Genomic DNA, 18,058 nt, shown 5'->3' with positions numbered 1-18,058 from the left:
TTAATTAACGGTAAGATGGTTCATAAAAGCCTATTTGTACTAGTGAACTAAATTATCGATTTTAAGTGTTTAACAACTTTACTATTCATCGTAAGGTAAGGCTATAAATACACTTACTAATTTATCTTCTATCATTTACCTAATTGTTGGAAAAATGTAATTGGAATGACAACATTTATTTAGGGTGTAACAGCGATTTTGACTATTGCGTTTTTAACCTAACCTCTTTTAGTTAATGTAGATGTTCTTATCGTAAACGTATTTAAGATCATCTTGTACATTAATAAGTAATGGGCGCTCTTTGTTAAATGTATATATGAGGTTTCGAAAAACATAGTAAATTTAACTTTTATATACCATGATTGAAAAAATTACTGATTAGAGTTCAGTAGTTTTTTATTATATAGATTATGTCACTGGATTTTAGCTTTGAAAATTTTTATTTTATCCCTATTAGTGGATAAGTATACAAGCAAATTAGCCGTAGTTTCATAGCTTATATTAACGATATAAAAGGAAGTGCATCAATTGAATAATAGAAAGTCAAAAAAAAAAACAAATACGGTTTTCCAGTCTAGTCAAATATTAAAAATTGGGCCCGATCAACAATACCAAAATAACCTTCAAGTTAATGTTTATGGTATCTTTACTGCAGGCTCTAAACCTAGTGATTTTAATGGACGGCAAAAAAGATTTAATCGAGACATCAATTTGGCGAATCAGATATGGAATGGTGGAGGAATGTGTAATATAAATTTTATTCCACAACCTATATTTGAAGTGAAAACAATAATAGATGTGACCAATTTAGGTTTTCAAGCAGCAATGGAGGGTCCGGTTAAAGGTTTAATTAAGAAAGTTAAACATAAGATTGGCAATCCAATTGGGATATATGTTGTTTATACGAGTGGGAATGATTTTGCAGTTTCTTCAGGTAGTACTAGCCCTATAGGTGCAGGAGGAGTCATAATTGAGGATTTTAGAATCAAAGATGATATACCTGAATTTACACTCTTTGGCTCTATTGCATTGAGCAATAGAGCTTTAAATGCCCCTTTTACATTTGCACATGAAGCAGGACATGTTTTATTGACTGAACTTGATAAACAACCTTTTAATAATATATTTAAATTTAATGCTATAGATCCTACGGGGCCTTTTATTAATCCTGTAACGGGAAATAGTGATACGGCTCACAGTAACCTTGTAGGCAATCTCATGGCTCCTATACTTCCTAACATCATCCCAACTATTGATCCCTTACAATTAAAAAAAGCTAGAATGAGTAGAATATTTCAAAATGCAATAATAAAATGATAAATAGATTATCATTCATTTGAAAATGCCATGAGGTAATGGTATTAAAGCCAATGGGAATAATAAAATCATTTACAAGATCTCATAATGCTATTATATTTACTTTGTAAAATATTGTATTAGTGCGTTATCAGTTAATATATTAGTTGTTATCAAAAATAAAAGCCTTAATAATCTTTGGCTTTAGCGACTTCTGGTATCTGGATATACCCAAACTTTTTTGATTGGAATGTATATTATATAAGAGTTTGAGCAAGTTACTTCAGAAACTATAAAGGGTCGCTCTTACTAGATGATTTGGTATAATAGAAAAAACTACTGATTGGGCGGCATCAGTAGTTTTTTCTATTTTTTAGCTGTAGACGGGCTGTATTATTGGTTCATGTCATGACCTGTCTTGATAATAATTAAAACCTTCAAGGTAAACAAAATAATTTATGGCTTCTTAGAACCGGATAACAAAATGGCTCTTGAACTAAAGTAACAATTCATAAAAACCAAGTTCTTTCTCATAGTACTATGCAAAATAACTTTCATTAAATTAATGGTTACATTAATCAATTCTTCAACTTCCTCTCTATATTCACAGGGGTAAAACGATAATGATATTTATAATAATTTGATTTACTTTTACTTTATATGTTTAATTCATCTTTTTATTCATAAAACATTCAAATAAAGGTCTTAACTATTAGATTCTCAAATGGCTTTTTAGTTCTTAAAACTTAAAAGTTCATTCCGTAGTGAATACAAAGTTGATTTACATAACAATAATTATCAGAAATAACATGGGGAAATTATAAACTTTAGACATCGCTAAAATGTAAATAGTCATTTTCAAATTTATTGTTTATATATTATTGATTCAACACGTTTCTGCGACGATCAATCCTGGATTTTTTGTATAAAAACCAGGATTTTATGTTTTTAAATCATACTAAATAAAGGAGATACACAAGTTCTCTCGAGTTTGTGTAGATGAAATTTTATTATATGGAAAGCACAAAGATAACATATCTAGAAGGCTCTTTCCCTTTTGCTAAATCATCTAAATTCTTCACAGCAACCGGACAAACATTTCTCACTTTAATCTCTATCTTTATTCTCTTTTTCAGTGTTTTTCTACTTCAATATAAAAAAAGTAAAAAACATCTTGAAGAGCATAAGGGGTTTTTGCCCCCACCATAGGCGTGGGGCTAGGCAAAGCCTAGCAAAACCGTGGGTACAAAGAAAATCGTTAAATGTCCCCTTTACGTCCCCTTTTTTTGGCATACGTCCCTTTCAAGTCCCCCTTTAAAATCTCAATGTCTCCTTTATGTCCCCTTGTTTTGAAGCAATGTCCCTTTTGCGTCCCCCTCACAGGTGACTTAGTGTATATAATCTGTTGATGTTGAGACCCTTCAAAGATCACATGAGTTTATTAAGATTGAAGAAATTTTCTTGGTGATTCATATGCTAAATTCTGAAATTTTCCAACAGCTTACTTCAGAGAGGATACATCTAATTTGCGTATGATATGTGGTCTTTGTGATCTAATTGTGGTGTCTTCTTTAGGCAGTATCAACTACATGTCTCGTCTTGAATATCTATCCAAAGCAAGCTCAAAAACTTGCGGTTTGGCGATTGTAAATTGATTTGGAAGCACTCTTTCTTTAAGAATTTTGCATTCCTCTTTTGCATTTTTTAATCAAGCAACCCTCCCAATGTATTCAATTTCCCTTAAAGTTTTTCATTTTGATCCACGATAAGACCCTTCTATTTTTTGAGTGCACCCCATGTTATTATAAAGTCTACCACTACTTTAATTTCTACATGGGGTGCTTCCTATCCAGAGGAAGTACCCTTTCTTTGTTTACTATTCTTACTTTCTTTACATGTTTTTCTAAAATCGTTTTCATTTATTTCATAATGTTTGTGCGGTTTTCAAGAGCCAAAAAACGTAATTCCTTATGTAGCTCTTTTGAAATGTCAGAAGTAAGATGACGATTTCCTTCTCCAATTTTAATCATATACTCTTTCTTCCAGACAACGTATTTAATTTGCAACGCTACTTATAATTTTGTCTCAAAAGGTATGATTTCCATTCTAGAAAGTAAAAAATCCATGTTCTAAAAAAAGAACATGGCTAAAGAAAATGCAAAGGTGGTAATACATCATATAGGCTTTTTAAATAATATCGTATTAGACAATAATCTAACTATAACAAATGAAATTAGATTTCTAGAGCAAACTATTCAAGGTGCAGCAACGCATCAACCTATGGGATAATTCTTGTAGCAGAAAAGCTCCCTGTAGAAATAGAGAATTTCCCTGTTTTTTATTCCTGCATATCGAAATAAATATATGTGAATTTATTTTTAAAGATCTTTCAATTGCCTAATAAAATTAGATTTTATATATTTAAATAGTTCTATATCTAACTCATTATTTTTTTCTATTTTCTTTGTTATTTCAGTTGGTACTTCACTGAGTCGAGGGCGGGATTTTGTAACATTCTTCTTCACGTATTCAATATTAGTCCAATTAAATTTATTCTTTAGCAATAGAAGTGATTCATTAAACAACTCTGTTATTCCAACTAATTCAAATACTCCTAGATTTTCTTTTGCTTTTTCTAAACTTAGTTGAGAGTTTAACCCACAAATTTGATGAATTTGTCCATTCTTAGCTTGTGGATCCCAATCAATGTATTCTTCAAAGGACATATTTTTCATATTCTCCTCATAATAACCCGGATGTGTTTTTAAAAAATAATATAACGATATCACACGTTCAATAGGATTACGCATCATAGTAAAGTAAGTATAGGGTTTAGAAAAAAGGTCATGTATTCCATAAAAATGGTGACCAGATATTGCTTTGATTACTTTTTTATTTTCTTCTTTTAACTGACTAAAATGCTCGTTCATTGCTTCCACAGGGACATGATCATATATCTCATTCTCAGCATAAGATCTTTTGAAAATTTCATTTAATGTGGTTCCTCCAGTTTTAGGAATGTGTATAAAGATAATAAGCTTTTTCCCCATTGGAAAATTTACCTCCTCTCTTAAAAATCCTTTAATTCTTATTTTCCAAATGCAAAGAGAAAAATTCCCTTTTAGAAATTATGTAACAAGCATAGTCATAAATTAATAGAATCAAAAGTCCTTGCAAGCAATGATTTCAAGATTTTTTAATTAAGTGTTGAAAGTAACACATACCATTTCCATATGATTTTCTTAATTTTAGTGTATTCCCCTTTTTTCCTTTTTGGAACTTGAAAACTTAAAGAATAAATTCTAACACCTTGAGCAAACTACTCAAGGCGCCGTAAGATGTTAAGTACAACTGTTTATGGTGTTTATAAGAAAAATTGCCTTACTGCTACATGGGGGAGTTTTTACTTCTAAACTAGTAGCATGAGCCACACCATATAAAGGTGACTTCTTTTCGCACCATAATCAACATCATAGGAAGTTACTGTATATATAACATGTTCCGTTAATAGATATTACTAATTCTTACTAACTTCTAAATTTAATCTAAATAGTTATAAAATAGTAAATGAAAAAGATAGACTTAAAATTTAGGACGTATACTTTGTGGAAAACGAAATACATTTTCAGGATCATATTTCGCCTTTATTTTTCGTAGCCTTTCATAGTTTGAGCCATAATATGCTTTTCCATATTTTTTGATGTTTTGATCTGGAACATTCACATATGAGCCTGTTACATATGGTTTCAACTGTTGGCGTACTTTTTCAACTGATGCAAGATTCGCATCTTTTTGTGATTTATTTTCCCAACTAGCAGTCCATTCCGTATAAAACAATGGATCGCGCCAAAAGAAGGCTGTTTCGTTGCTTGGTACTCTGCTTAGAGCACCGCCCCAATTTATAAAAAAGAAATTAGCTTCTGTCCCAGTGGCCTCTTCCAAAAATTGTTTCATTATTGAAATAGGTTCTTTCGACCAAAGATCCAATACCCATGCCGAAGAGAATTTAACACTTTGATCAGATCTACCCGGGATCGGTTCGTCAGGGTCTAAGAAATCTATAGCATCTGGATAAGCTAATGTTTCTATAGTTGTTTCTTTTGGGGTTCCAGCATTTAGTAAAGGCTTTAATAATCTCGTTAGCTCACTTTCTGAACCTAAGAAGATTCCCTCTGCATGGCACAGTCCATTTACTTTGCTATAAATCTCAAGTAAACACCCTAATCGTTCGTCTACAAACGGCGCCCATTGTTGCCAAGCCCTAAATACAGTTTCTAGTTGTTCCCATGGCCAGATAATATTAAAGACTGTTGCTGTCTTAGGGGCCTGATGAACTTTAAAGGTGTATTCTGTATTATATCCAAAATTACCACCGCCGCCACCTTTAGAGGCCCATAGTAAATCCTCATTACTAGATTGATTTGCTTGAATAATTTTACCTTTTGCATCTACCATTTTCAATCCGATAAGGTTATCGCTTACAAGACCAATCGATCGTGACAGTACTCCAAACCCACCACCCATTGTTATTCCTCCAATTCCAACGGTTGGGCTATCTCCAAACGGAGCCATAAAACCTTCTCGAGCTAATCCTTTTACAAGTGGGCCGACGTGAATTCCTGTTTGAACCGTTGCAATCGCATTTTTCCTATCTAAGGAAACTTTTTGCATTTCACTCACATCAATAACAACCCCACCTTTTACTACTGAAAGGTTCTTATCTAGAGCATGGCGCCCACTTCTGACGCGCATGGGCACTTCATTCTCACGAGCCCATTTAATAGCGTTGCTTACATCTTGAGAATTCTGTGCGAAAACAAAGACAAGGGGAGAGACATCAACATAAGGGTTCCAATTCTTAATGGCTTCTTCATAGCCAGGGTCTCCTTTGAAGATTACTAGTCCTGTTAACTGTATTGATCCCATCTACTCAACTCCTAATTTTAATAATAAAAATGTAATTATAAATTTTATGTAATATAAATAATAAAATATGCAATTTAACTTGATGATAATGGAAGATATATTAATAAAAGCTAATGTTTTGAGTAAACTACTCAAGGCAATTAGGGTTATCAATATACACATAGTTTTTTCTGTTTTAGACTGTATATGATATACAAACTTAGTTAACACGGAAGTCTACGAAAAAGAGAACCTTGATATACCAAAAGTTCTCTTCGTGTCACTTTTTTCCAATATGCAGCTTTCTACACAGCCTTGATATAACAATGATTTCTCTACAAGTGAATGAAAATAAGGTGTATAAAAAGCGCACATTTTATACATATGCAGCTAAGGTAAAATGTAGTCTTGGTGGTAAAAATACGGTTTCATTAATTCGAAGTTATCTTTTCATTGCTTGTTATACGTATGAAACCTGATAAAAAGCTACCCCAGTCTAGAGTGACCCCAATTAGAATCAACTTAAAGTTACTTTTTAATGAATAGATAGAAAACTATTACTTTTACACCATTAGAAATTCAATAAAAGGACGTGTTTGTAATTCTTTTTTCGTTACTCTTGTAGGTTTAATGGCCCGTAATTCTACAACCATTTCACTTACAACATTTCGCTTTCTCATCACGTCCTCGTATATTTCGTGAAATGATTTTTTCTTATATACTGCTTGACTAACAAATAAAGAGATTTTTTCCGTTTTCCAATCACCCTTGTATCCATAATCTGCTCTCCAATAATAAGGTTGTGAAAAACAAGCAAAAGAATCTATAAAGTATGGTTTCACCACATATTTATCATCACTTAATCCATATTGAAGGCGAAAAACCGCTTTTGAATCATTTTTTGCTATTCTGTGAAGTTCCTGCATTAGAGGGAGTGTAAAGTGGATATGTTCAATTAGATGACTTGCATAAAATTCATCTATGCTATTGTCTTCAAAAGGAAGAGGGATTTCTGAACACATTTCTAGGTCAGCTACAATGTCCACTCCTTGTCCTTTCATGATATCTAGATTTATCCACTCTTTTAGAATAGTTTTCCCACAACCCAGATGAAGTTTTTCCTTCATTAATATTTCCTCCTTTTTTGAGTCAATACCTTCTTAAGAATTGTCTATTTTTCTTTATAAATGTTTCTCTTGTGGAAGTTACAACAGGAGTTAGTCTCAGTTTAATAGAATGTCATTTAAAATTAATAAAATCAAAATCTTTTATTGTAACACTCCGTAATGGCTTCTTCAGGAAATAGGCATCTTATATGGAATCAGCACTCGTCCACACCCTTCTTACTACTTTACATATTATAAATTAAGCAATTCTATTTCAGTATTCTCCTAATTTTCTAACAGAAGGTTTGAATGTCTGTCTGTTCAAGAAAAAACTACCTTAATTCTCCCATAAGATAGTTTTCCTTTTCGTATAATCACATTTATCAAAAAAAGCCCTTAGAAATGTTTGTTCTAGGGACTTTTTGATTTATAAAGATTAGAATGATGCAAAAATATGAGCATTAAAAGTTAATTATTCCATCACCAAAAAAACTATTCTTAATACACTATATGTTTTCATTCTCAATCAGGTAACTTGCCTAAGCTGAATATTTTCTATTATTGGAGAAAAGTACTCGAGATGGTTCACATTATTACTCTGTATAAACCTCCGTCTAAACAGAAATAAACACTGTTCAGGAGCAGTAGTTTTTTATGCTAGGCTGTATAGTTTATTCATTTTTAGTTATCTGGGTTTTATGGGAGGCATAAAAAAGGAAACCCACTGCTCGCTTCATGAAAGCAATAATATTCCTCTAGACCTAATTTAGTAAATTTATTACATGAAAAATAATTATCTTTCTAAGTTGTCCAATCACTTTTAATTAATTGATCATTTTATATAATAAGGACGCAAAAAAGGGAGGGAATAACCATCATACATCCCGATAACGAAAATTTACTTGAAGTATTAGGTTATGTTAACAAGGCCCTTATTAACATTAACAAAGCGATAGATGATTTCGAAAAACAAAAAGATTTTGAAAGGGTATATGAACTTAAAACAGTAAAAGTCAATCTTGAAATATCAAAGAAAGTAATAATATATGGACTATTTCATAATTAACTTTAATTTATAATATAAAAGGTTTTCACGACAATTTGGACATAAAGCTATGTAAGTTTTCTTATTAATGAAGAAAGGGAGAATTCAATTGATAACAACACCTTCGATTATTTATAGTGTTCTCGCTTATGTTGCAAATCCTGGAAATAACACAGTTTCAATAATCGATATAGAAACTAATTTAATGACTTATAACATTTTAGTTAGAAGTATCCCATACAGACTGGCTATTACACCAGATGGAATGCGAATTTATGTTGCAAATTATGGAGATCTTACAATCTCAGTAATTGATACGATCGCTAATGCAGTGACTGCTACTATTTTCACTGAAGGCAATCCATCCGGACTAGCTATTACACCAGATGGAACACGTATTTATGTTACAAATGAGGATAATAATACGATTTTGGTAATTGATATTGCTACAAATACAGTAATCGCCACAGTTTATGTTGGCACCACCCCTAATGAGGTGGCTATTACACGAGATGGAAAATACGCTTACGTTACAAATGCGGGTAGCGATAATGTATCGGTCATTAATACAAATACAAATACAGTAATTTCTACTATTTCCGTTGGCTATAAACCATCTGGAGTAGCTATTACACCAGACGGGAACCATGCTTATGTTACAAATAAGTTCAGTGACAATGTATCGGTTATTGATACAGCTATAAATACAGTAATTTCTACGATTTTCGTTGGTTATAAACCATCTGGAATAGCCATTACACCAGACGGGATGTATGCTTATGTTACAAATGCGGGTAGTAATAATATATCAGTTATTAATACAGCTAAAAATACGGTAACAGCTACTGTTTTCGTTGGGGATGCCCCATCTGGAATAGCTATTACACCGGATGGAACCCATGTTTATGTTACAAATGAGTTTAGTGACAATGTATCGGTTATTAATACAGCTACGAACACAGTGACCTCTACTACTGATATCAAAAGTAACTCTTTTCCCATTAGAATATTAATTAAAAATGGTATGTAATGAAATTTATTAGCCACGAGAATTAATTAACATACTGAGCTTTATTAGAAATAATCAGAAAACAATATTAAGCGTACTATATTGACGAAGAAACATTTATTTTAAAAATGCATTGACTGATACAGTATCGGTGTCTCTCATGTATCCGTATAAAAGGACTAAACAAATATGAATTCTCTATTTAGAATAATAATAACTGTGCAAGGCTTCAATCGTGGAGGTGAAAATAAGTGAAGAAAGAAAAAGCTAATTTAGAACTGGTCGTTTTCCTTGTACAGTAATGTAGCCCCTAGTCTTTTCCAAGTTACGTAATCGTTGTTAATAAAAGGGGTAAAAGGTTAACTAAGAACTATTCCCCAGCGAGGATTCCTGTATTCGACACTGGCTTGGTTAAGCTGTACATAATCCCCTCCTCCCTAAAAGAAGGATTTAAAACCCATTGGCTTTCCCACTGGATTGGAAACCTCTTCAGGATTCCCGTTCAAAAATAAAGATGAGCCACTGAATGGGTTCAGTAGCTTTCTTAGTTATTATATATAAATTTAGTTAACAAGAAATATTTTGGATTATTTTCTACAACCGGAACCATGCTCATTATCTATATAGTGTCTACAACCACAGCTATGATTATCAATCCCCTTGTGTCTACAAAACACAGAATTATTCCACTCGTAAAATATATCGCTCTTTAACCAGTAAGGGCATTGTATAAGTTACAATAAAATTAGCTAATACTAAAAGCATAGAGTAAAAAAGGAGGCTCTTAGTATCAGCCAACTAATAAAATTTTATAAAAAATAGGCAACTATCTAACGATTTATTATATGTCTTTTAATATAACTTAAAATCCATTAGGAGTAGTCTATCTAAAAAAGAACTAGTTATTAAACTAGCTCTTGATATGCCAATTTAATTGCTAATTTCAAAATACATTATTGTAAATGCAATTTAAATATTTGAAATTTTCATTAACCAATCCGATTTATAGTAAGAGAAGAACTGCCCACAATAACTGAATCACCAACTTTATGAATTCGAACATCAATTACATCATTAGCTAAAAGATCTAATTGAATAGTTTTACTTACAGTGGCTAAAGCTAGTGTATTACTCGTTACAGTTAAACTTACCGCAGAAAAATTTAATGGAACATTATTAACAAAAAGAAACCCCCTAGCAAGGTCTGTTGGATTAATTCCAAGAGTTAAACTCATAGATATTTCGTAAACCCCCGATTCATTAATTGTTATTGTATCATTAACTATACTTAATGTTACATTAGCAGAAGGACCCACGAAGTCATAATCAACTTTTGTTTCATCAACATCTATAACTTGTCCAGATTCTTTACGTAAAGAACCAAAAGCGGGTAATACACTTGACCCTGAAGGCCTTGATGTTGTGCAATAACAGGAGTTCGAAGTGCAATTGGAGCAACAATAACAGTGTTTTTTTCGACATGAAGACAAAAAACTCCCCCCTTTATTTAACTCATACTATAGCTATATTAAAAATATATTAATTTTGCTTGTATGCCTGTCTAGAATACTCTACATAATTTTTTGTTCTCAAGAGAGAAGCTGTTGAAATTATTTTTAATAGTTTTTTCCATATACGAATAGGTCTTTGTTTACTAAGGATTTGTTTCTTTCGTTTATTAACATTACTGTCATCATCTTCGCGACCATGATCTCCACCACCGTAACCATTGCCAGCGCCACCATCTACGAAAAATCATGTATTTTCACTCCTATATGTTTATACCTTTAAAATATGTACAAGGGATGAAAGTGTTCATTTTGAAGTTAGAAAAACTTCTAAAGGCGTTTTTGAGCATCATCAGACAATTATGTTTCATTGAAAGAAAAAAGCCACTGACTAGGTTCAGTGACTTTTTTCTTTTGTTTATGGATGGACGCTTCCTTGGGTTTTAGGGACTCAATACCATCATTCTCATAAAGAGTTTGTTATCTGTTAAGCGTTCTTCTAGATTTGGTATTCAAAACGTTCAACCCAACAATGCACATCTTTCTGATTTGTCGCCATTAAATTTCTGGTTTTTGAAAAGGTGTTTCCTCTCAAATACGCAGCTTTTTATCTATCGTAGATTCGATAATATTCTAAGGGCGTTTGAATGAAGGATGTATAAAAAAGTGCATCTTTTATAAACATGTTAGCCCAAGAAAATAGTACTAATAAAAAAATAGGATATTATCTGTAGTTATACATTATTTCCTTAAAAGCATTTTATAATTACTTAGTCGTTAAAAAACGATTCCTAGGTAATTGGGGGTTCCAGTAAAACACAGAATTTTGTTTCTAGGTTATATTTTATTTTTCTTGGATTACTTTATAACTACTTATGAAACGCATCAATAAAATGATAAAAAACTTATCAATTCTAATTTTTTTTAAATTTATATTTATATATAAATGTTTTTCACTTGATATATGTCATCAAAAAAAATTTAAAAAACATTAATTTGTAATAAGTAAATGGTAAAATATCTATAAAAAATTAATGGTTTTATCATTTACTCTAAGTGACGACAAATGGATCATTTTTCTACAAATAAAGTAATAACTAAAATAAATTTATACAAAGTAATTTTTATGATATCTATATAAAAATAAAGAGATTATAAATATATCTTAGTAAAAGTAAATTATTACTTTATATTTAGTAATAAAATAATGATTAATATGATTTCTTGAAAAATGTTCTATTGATTTCTATTAACATATTTATATTTATTAGGAAATCATCTACGAATACAGAACGTATACAAAATGTATTTGAATGAATGGCAGGAACATGAGGACTAAGTGCTGAATATGTATACAAATTGTATACACGAGGTGATAAGGTGGGAAAGCTAGATAAATACGCTCGTCAATCAAGATCAAAAGAAGCAAGTAAAGTGTTACCGATTCGCTTGCCAGAAAGTATATATGAGCAATTCCGGGAGCGTTGTGATGAGTTAGGGCTATCAATGTCGGAAGCTGGATATTTACTCATCAGAGAAGAGTTAGAAGAGAATCTATACACACCGACTACAAACGAAGTTGCTGCAACTACAGGACGAATACAAAAATCTATACAAGATGAGAATACACCGTATATAAAAAAAATTACAAATAGCTCTTCTTCTTTTTCTAGTCGCTGGACGTCAGCTCATTATGAAGTTGAAAATGAACTACCCTGTCCTTTATGCCACCAATGGTACAGTAAAACTAACTTCGCTCGTCATGCCAAGAATCATAATACAACTACCAAAGAGCTCTTAGAAAATAACAAAGAGTTTATTTTTCAGATGATAAAAGAACGTAAACATAATGTATAACAATAATGTAAGAGGGTTTTTGCATATGCAGATCCTCTTGCTCGAGTAAAGTGGAGGAACAGATTTATTCCTTATAAGATAAGTTTTTATGACGATATAGAAGAATTTCGAAAGCAGAACATACTTTTTTTCTTACTTAGTGAATTAAAAAATAAGTTATTTATTGAATTCACACAAATTTGGCGTAACTGGACAAGCACAAAAAGAAAGGAATTTTGTATATATAATAAATTAGAAGGAATCCAATTGAAATTTATCTTTTACATTTAACAATTGATACCGGTAACAACTTTTATCATAGCTTGATGGGTTTGCTATTGCAGAGAATGCTAAGAAAAGAGTATCAAATTAGTATTTTTGCCTATAGTAGGCTAAGAATACTAACCCTTTTTCTATAAAGGAATAAACTATATAAAAATACAGGAAACGGGGTTGATGAAATGAAAAATTATTATATTCCTCATAATTATGAGGGGGTATATAGACCGTATGTTAACGATGTAAGAGCAGGAGCTTCTGCTTTTAGAGCTATTAATAATGTAGATATTCCCCTCCAAGCTAACAGTGCTAACAAGGTTCGTTTTCAAACTGAACAATATGATTTGGCAAATGAATATGATCTAAATACCTCTACTTTTGTCCCGAGAGAAAGTGGAGTATATTCCCTTTCATCCTCAGTTAAATTTAAACCTTTTAATAGTAGCCCATATAACTTAGATATAGTTTTTCTCATAACCAACAAGGGAGAAACTGAAGGGAGAGATAATGAAGCTTTTGCAGCAAAAAGACCAGGAATTATAACAGCAAGTGAAACCTTTTGGTTAAATGCGGGAGATCAGGTTGTAGTAGGGGTGAGAAGTAGTATTGCTGGCATGATACAAGCGGACGGGAGTACCAGCTTTTCAGCAGTAAAAGTATTTCCCTAAGCAATATGAATGTTAGTTTAAGCTTAATTTCATCTAAACTATTATTATCTCTAAGTAAGCCTTCTTTCCCCTATATAAAAATGTCTTTAAATTGATGAATAGAACAGTTTCTATATTACTTACACATTCCTTTGAACTTCTTCAGCTTGTTAATTTTACCTTTACCCCCTTATACGATTGCCTTGTAAGTTATTAAACCCTTTCTTAATAACTCATAATAAACGAGAAAGTTCAATTTCAAAACCTATTTAGAACTCAACACAGATGTATTAATATTTTTATTGAATTAATAGGAAAATTTCTTTTAAATATATTATTATAATCGAACCTTTAGAGAAAAGAGGAGGAAAAGTGGTAAGTGCTATTTTGCGTGATAAAGATATAAAGTCCATTAATTTGTGGATAACGAAGATGAAGCAGTATAAAACAAAAAATACAGGGTGGATGACTAAAGCAGCTGTGAGAACCCTAAAATTAGATTATAAAGTAATTGGATATGGATACGAACGGGTCACTTATGATCTTCAAAATGGATATGTATTAAAGGTTGCCACGTCAGAGTTAGGACTTAAAAGTAATAAAAATGAATTCATAATATATAAGTACTGTCATGCTAAGTTAAAAGAACATCTGTGTCCAATTAAGGAAGTCGGATATGGCTGGATTATAATGAAAAAAATGACAATCCCAGTACCTAGAACTGAAGATTACGATAACCAATTAAAGTATTTAAAAAAGAGGTTTAGACAATATGGAGTAAGACCTAAAGATTTAGTAAGACCTAATTTAGCCTTAACAAAGAAAGGGAAAATTGTCTTTATTGATTATGGGGACTTTACATTAAAGTGAAAAGGATATCCTATAAAATTAAAAGATTAATATTAGCTTTTGTTTTTATGGATTATCCTTTCACTACTACCTGCATAATGAAATAATAATATCTTTACTTATATTTTTTCCATTCATCATAGACGGATGGACGAATTTCTCTTACAAATTTCAAAAACTCATCTGTTAATCCTAGTTTTTTAAATCCTTTCAATAATTTAACAGGTACAGGTTGGTCAGAAGTAAAAGCCCTTTTATGATCGATAACTTTTAAATCCCCTAACTCGTTGATTAACACATGGCGTATTTCTGCATCATATCTAGTGAACCCTAATTTTTTTAGTTCATCCAACATGTTTAAAATCTTCTCAACTAGAGGCTTCGTTAACTGTCCATGCTTTTTTAGGTATCGTGCGAGTGAGAATCCTTTTATATATTCCATAACTATAAAGTTTGCACCATATTGATAAAGACGTGGCATTACTGGAGATGATTGGCCTCTTCGCAGTGCTTCCAATTCTCTTTGTTGTGTTTCTTCTTTAAAAAAAAATTTAATACACCGATCAGATGTTAGTTGATAAACTATACCATCTGCTCCGTCCCCGATTATTTCATATTCTTTTAAGTCTTCCTTTCGAATAACCTTATTGTGTTTATGATTGATTGTTGGTGAAAAATCTTTCAAATCTATTCCTCCTAAAAATGAAGAATCATGTTTTCAAAATCTGAGCTGGTGATTTCTTCATTGTTATTACTATTAGGTAACTTAAATGTTAATTACTTGAACCTTCTACTTATAAATGTATAAAAGATTCATTAATTTACTTAAGTTAGCATTTAGACGAGTATCTTATTACTCTTTTTCTATTGAACTTCAGGATATATTCTCCGAGTGAGAAGTGAATTTTGTTATTTTCTCATATTTTATATCTTATTCTTGGATTAATAAGGTGCTTGGATTCTTGTCCGTTAATTAGAAAATATATTTTGTAGTGTAAATTAATAATTCTAGCTGATGTTAATTGTCTTAATAATCTGTTGGCTTATAATTTGTTATTTGGTGTTATTAAAGAAATTCCTAAATATTTATTTTTTAAATGTTATTTTAAATCAGAAATTTTTTTGAAAATATGGTACAAGTACCCTTTCCAATTGCTTGTTTTTACATATAATATTATTAAAATTGGAAGAGAGGTGCTATTATTATGGGTTACAAAGAATACTGGGACGAGGAAAAGAATTCAGAGGAAGTTTCTTCTAAAAAGAAAAAAAAGAAAAGTGAGCACAAAGGTTCTGGTGCAACGGTAAGAATTATTAGTCTGTGGAAAAAAGGATAATATTTATATTCATCTATCTTTTTTTATGTAACTAATAATAGAAGCTACATAACCATTCTTTCAAGCCTAATGAAGGAATGGTTATGTAATTTTATATGGAATATATTTGATAATAAAAGGTGTTATTTACAAAAAGGGAATAAAACAGTAGGGATTACTTTAAAACTTAAAGATACTACTGATTGTTAAAATATTAAATCCTTAAGGTTTGGATTCTCACGAATACTAAAGAAAAGCTTAGAAACCAAGAGACATATTATGAGTAACTAATCACTCTTTTAATCGACTTAAATAAAAAAGTTAGGTGTAATCCTATTATACTAACTATACACAAACTGATTTTCTAATAAAAATCCCTACATAACTTACCAAAGCACAAAACATTACTGTAATTAAAGACATACATACTTAGGGTCTATTTTACAAACTGCTATGTTACTAGAGGAACTAGTAAAGTTTCATAAGACTATTTTTAGGAAACGTTATATGGTATTGCTGCTAACTTATTGAAGCTATAAAAAGATTGCTTCTTTACATTTTTGAGACAAATTAGGTGAGTCAAACATCAATGAATATATATAATACTTAGGTGGAAAATATCCCTTTATTAATCGTGAATTGTGATTAAAAAGGGATATTTATTTAGAAATTTAATTGAATTTTATTTGATAATTAAAAAAGGATTATTTACGGATACATTGTATCGTAATCTGTGCTTTTATATTTACATTTATCCTTTTTGTGCTTGTACTCGTCTTTGTCTTTATATTTATCTTTTTTGTCTTTAGACTCGTATTTGTCTTTTTTGTGCTTGTACTCGTCTTTGTCTTTATATTTATCTTTTTTGTCTTTAGACTCATATTTGTCTTTTTTGTACTTGTACTCGTCTTTTTCTTCATATTTATCTTTTTTGCACTTACAATCATGTTTGTCTTTGCTAGCGTCATGGATGACTTTTAAATCGTAATGCTGGCCTTCTTTTTTGTTTTTATAAGATTTACTCATATTGCTTTCCTCCTTTCATATTATATTCTATTTTTCTACAGTAAAATTGCTTGTACTATACGGAAAAATATTCAACATTACAGCCTATTTTTTAATCTTTCCGGAGAAGCATTTAAAAATGCCTCTCCGGAAAGATTGTTATTTATAGAGATTGATAACTTACTTTTTATATATCAATCTATTCCTAATTCCCTACCCCAAATTGCTACTTTTTCCAGATGATAACCTAGTAACTCGCCTCCGCGGTTATCAAATATTCTTCGTAATTGGGTGTGCAATCCTTTTTCTAATGTTCTTTGTAAATAAGCCATTTTGTAAAGATCTCTTGGATCAGTTTTAAATTTAATTCCATGCTTTTTCATTTCGTTAACGTAAGTTACTATACAATGATTTCGAATTTCTTCGGCGTATTTTTGCCAATCTGCTCTGAACCCTAATAATATTTCTACTAAAACTACCATATCAAACCATGTTGGAGCATATCTTGCTGACTCCCAATCAATGAACTGAATATTCCAGGGATCATCTTTGGTAACATCTTTACTACATATATTTTGCATGTGAAGATCTCCATGTGTAAGAGAAGAACCACTTTCCAGTATTTCAGGGAAAAAATCCGGACCTTTACTATATAGTTTTATTAAGGATTTATAATAAGGTTTTATTAAATCTTTTGTTCTGTCATCGCTAACTGCCTCATCGAGAAAAACGACCGTTTTTTCAATGTGTTTTTCTCGTTCCTTTCTTGCTGATGAGGAATCATAAGTTGGAAGCCAAGAACTCCAAGCATCATTATATTTTTTGAATTTGTCTTCAAATGTGCGAGCATGAAGTTTAGCAACCGTGGGAATAATGTAGTCTAAATGTTTTGGGGTGAATTTTAATTGACCGCGTATTTGATTAACAAACTCCATAAATACCCAATCTTCGTTTGGATTCCTTTCTATGAGGTAAATTTGAGGTAAAAATTCTTTCAACAGTGGGTGGAGTTTCTTATATATATTAATTTCAACTTCATTTTTTTGGGTTGTTGAACTATAGACCTTAAAAATAATTGGATAGTAACCACTTTTTTTTCGAAGTAATAATTTATATATGCTGCTTCTTTTGGTTGATTTCAGACACTCGATTTTAGTAGGATCAATGATAGCTTTTTCGCCCATGGAATAAGAAAGCTTTTCGGAAATCTTTAATTTCGTAAATAGTTTGTATAATAATTTAGGTTCATACACAATT

13 protein-coding genes are annotated in these 18,058 nt (G+C 31.2%); 6 read left to right on the top strand and 7 right to left on the bottom strand.

Going from position 1 to position 18,058, the window contains the following annotated elements; translation table 11 throughout:
• The first annotated feature begins 528 nt into the window (after positions 1-528).
• Positions 529-1,317, top strand: a complete 789-nt coding sequence (locus AC4NPH_RS27350; protein WP_097812320.1) for a hypothetical protein — start codon at positions 529-531, stop codon at positions 1,315-1,317.
• Positions 1,318-3,674: 2,357 nt separating this feature from the next.
• Here the strand turns inward: AC4NPH_RS27350 and AC4NPH_RS27345 are convergent.
• The 3 genes from AC4NPH_RS27345 to AC4NPH_RS27335 all read right to left on the bottom strand — a co-directional run bounded on the left by AC4NPH_RS27345 (position 3,675) and on the right by AC4NPH_RS27335 (position 7,328).
• Positions 3,675-4,346 carry a sulfotransferase family 2 domain-containing protein gene (locus AC4NPH_RS27345; RefSeq protein WP_097812322.1) on the bottom strand — a complete coding sequence of 224 codons (672 nt, stop codon included), beginning with the start codon at positions 4,344-4,346 and terminating at the stop codon, positions 3,675-3,677.
• 532 nt (positions 4,347-4,878) lie between these two features.
• The gene (locus AC4NPH_RS27340; protein ID WP_016766738.1) at positions 4,879-6,222 is read right to left on the bottom strand and encodes an FAD-binding oxidoreductase; all 1,344 of its coding nucleotides are present in this window, start codon (positions 6,220-6,222) and stop codon (positions 4,879-4,881) included.
• A gap of 542 nt (positions 6,223-6,764) precedes the next feature.
• Complete coding sequence (locus AC4NPH_RS27335; RefSeq protein ID WP_097812323.1) at positions 6,765-7,328, bottom strand: class I SAM-dependent methyltransferase; 564 nt, start codon at positions 7,326-7,328, stop codon at positions 6,765-6,767.
• A gap of 1,133 nt (positions 7,329-8,461) precedes the next feature.
• Between AC4NPH_RS27335 and AC4NPH_RS27330 the strand changes: the two genes are divergently transcribed.
• The gene (locus AC4NPH_RS27330) at positions 8,462-9,382 is read left to right on the top strand and encodes a beta-propeller fold lactonase family protein (RefSeq protein ID WP_097812324.1); all 921 of its coding nucleotides are present in this window, start codon (positions 8,462-8,464) and stop codon (positions 9,380-9,382) included.
• A 968-nt stretch (positions 9,383-10,350) separates the two neighbouring features.
• Here AC4NPH_RS27330 and AC4NPH_RS27325 read toward each other — a convergent pair.
• Positions 10,351-10,851 carry a hypothetical protein gene (locus AC4NPH_RS27325; protein ID WP_097812325.1) on the bottom strand — a complete coding sequence of 167 codons (501 nt, stop codon included), beginning with the start codon at positions 10,849-10,851 and terminating at the stop codon, positions 10,351-10,353.
• 1,398 nt (positions 10,852-12,249) lie between these two features.
• Here AC4NPH_RS27325 and AC4NPH_RS27320 point away from each other — a divergent pair.
• The 3 genes from AC4NPH_RS27320 to AC4NPH_RS27310 all read left to right on the top strand — a co-directional run bounded on the left by AC4NPH_RS27320 (position 12,250) and on the right by AC4NPH_RS27310 (position 14,501).
• The gene (locus AC4NPH_RS27320; RefSeq protein WP_097812326.1) at positions 12,250-12,726 is read left to right on the top strand and encodes a hypothetical protein; all 477 of its coding nucleotides are present in this window, start codon (positions 12,250-12,252) and stop codon (positions 12,724-12,726) included.
• A 440-nt stretch (positions 12,727-13,166) separates the two neighbouring features.
• Entirely contained in the window at positions 13,167-13,652 is a 486-nt protein-coding gene (locus tag AC4NPH_RS27315; RefSeq protein ID WP_097812327.1) for a C1q-like domain-containing protein, read from the top strand.
• A gap of 351 nt (positions 13,653-14,003) precedes the next feature.
• A complete protein-coding gene (locus tag AC4NPH_RS27310) occupies positions 14,004-14,501 on the top strand; it encodes a hypothetical protein (RefSeq protein ID WP_097812328.1) in 498 nt (165 codons plus the stop codon).
• A gap of 94 nt (positions 14,502-14,595) precedes the next feature.
• Here the strand turns inward: AC4NPH_RS27310 and AC4NPH_RS27305 are convergent, their stop codons facing one another.
• Positions 14,596-15,165, bottom strand: coding sequence for a serine/threonine-protein kinase (locus AC4NPH_RS27305; protein WP_097812329.1), 570 nt, complete (start codon positions 15,163-15,165; stop codon positions 14,596-14,598).
• Between the two features lie 520 nt (positions 15,166-15,685).
• Here AC4NPH_RS27305 and AC4NPH_RS27300 point away from each other — a divergent pair.
• Complete coding sequence (locus AC4NPH_RS27300) at positions 15,686-15,817, top strand: hypothetical protein (protein ID WP_016766729.1); 132 nt, start codon at positions 15,686-15,688, stop codon at positions 15,815-15,817.
• A gap of 687 nt (positions 15,818-16,504) precedes the next feature.
• Here AC4NPH_RS27300 and AC4NPH_RS27295 read toward each other — a convergent pair.
• Positions 16,505-16,822 carry a hypothetical protein gene (locus AC4NPH_RS27295; protein ID WP_328252537.1) on the bottom strand — a complete coding sequence of 106 codons (318 nt, stop codon included), beginning with the start codon at positions 16,820-16,822 and terminating at the stop codon, positions 16,505-16,507.
• 173 nt (positions 16,823-16,995) lie between these two features.
• Positions 16,996-18,054: a phosphotransferase gene (locus tag AC4NPH_RS27290; protein WP_097813222.1), complete on the bottom strand. Its 1,059-nt coding sequence runs from the start codon at positions 18,052-18,054 to the stop codon at positions 16,996-16,998.
• Between the last annotated feature and the right edge of the window lie 4 nt (positions 18,055-18,058).

The sequence above is a fragment of the Priestia sp. MDV22-iso46 genome, assembly GCF_058629175.1.
The sequence above is the reverse complement of the archived record's forward strand: the minus strand, read 5'-3'. Positions and strand labels throughout refer to the sequence as shown.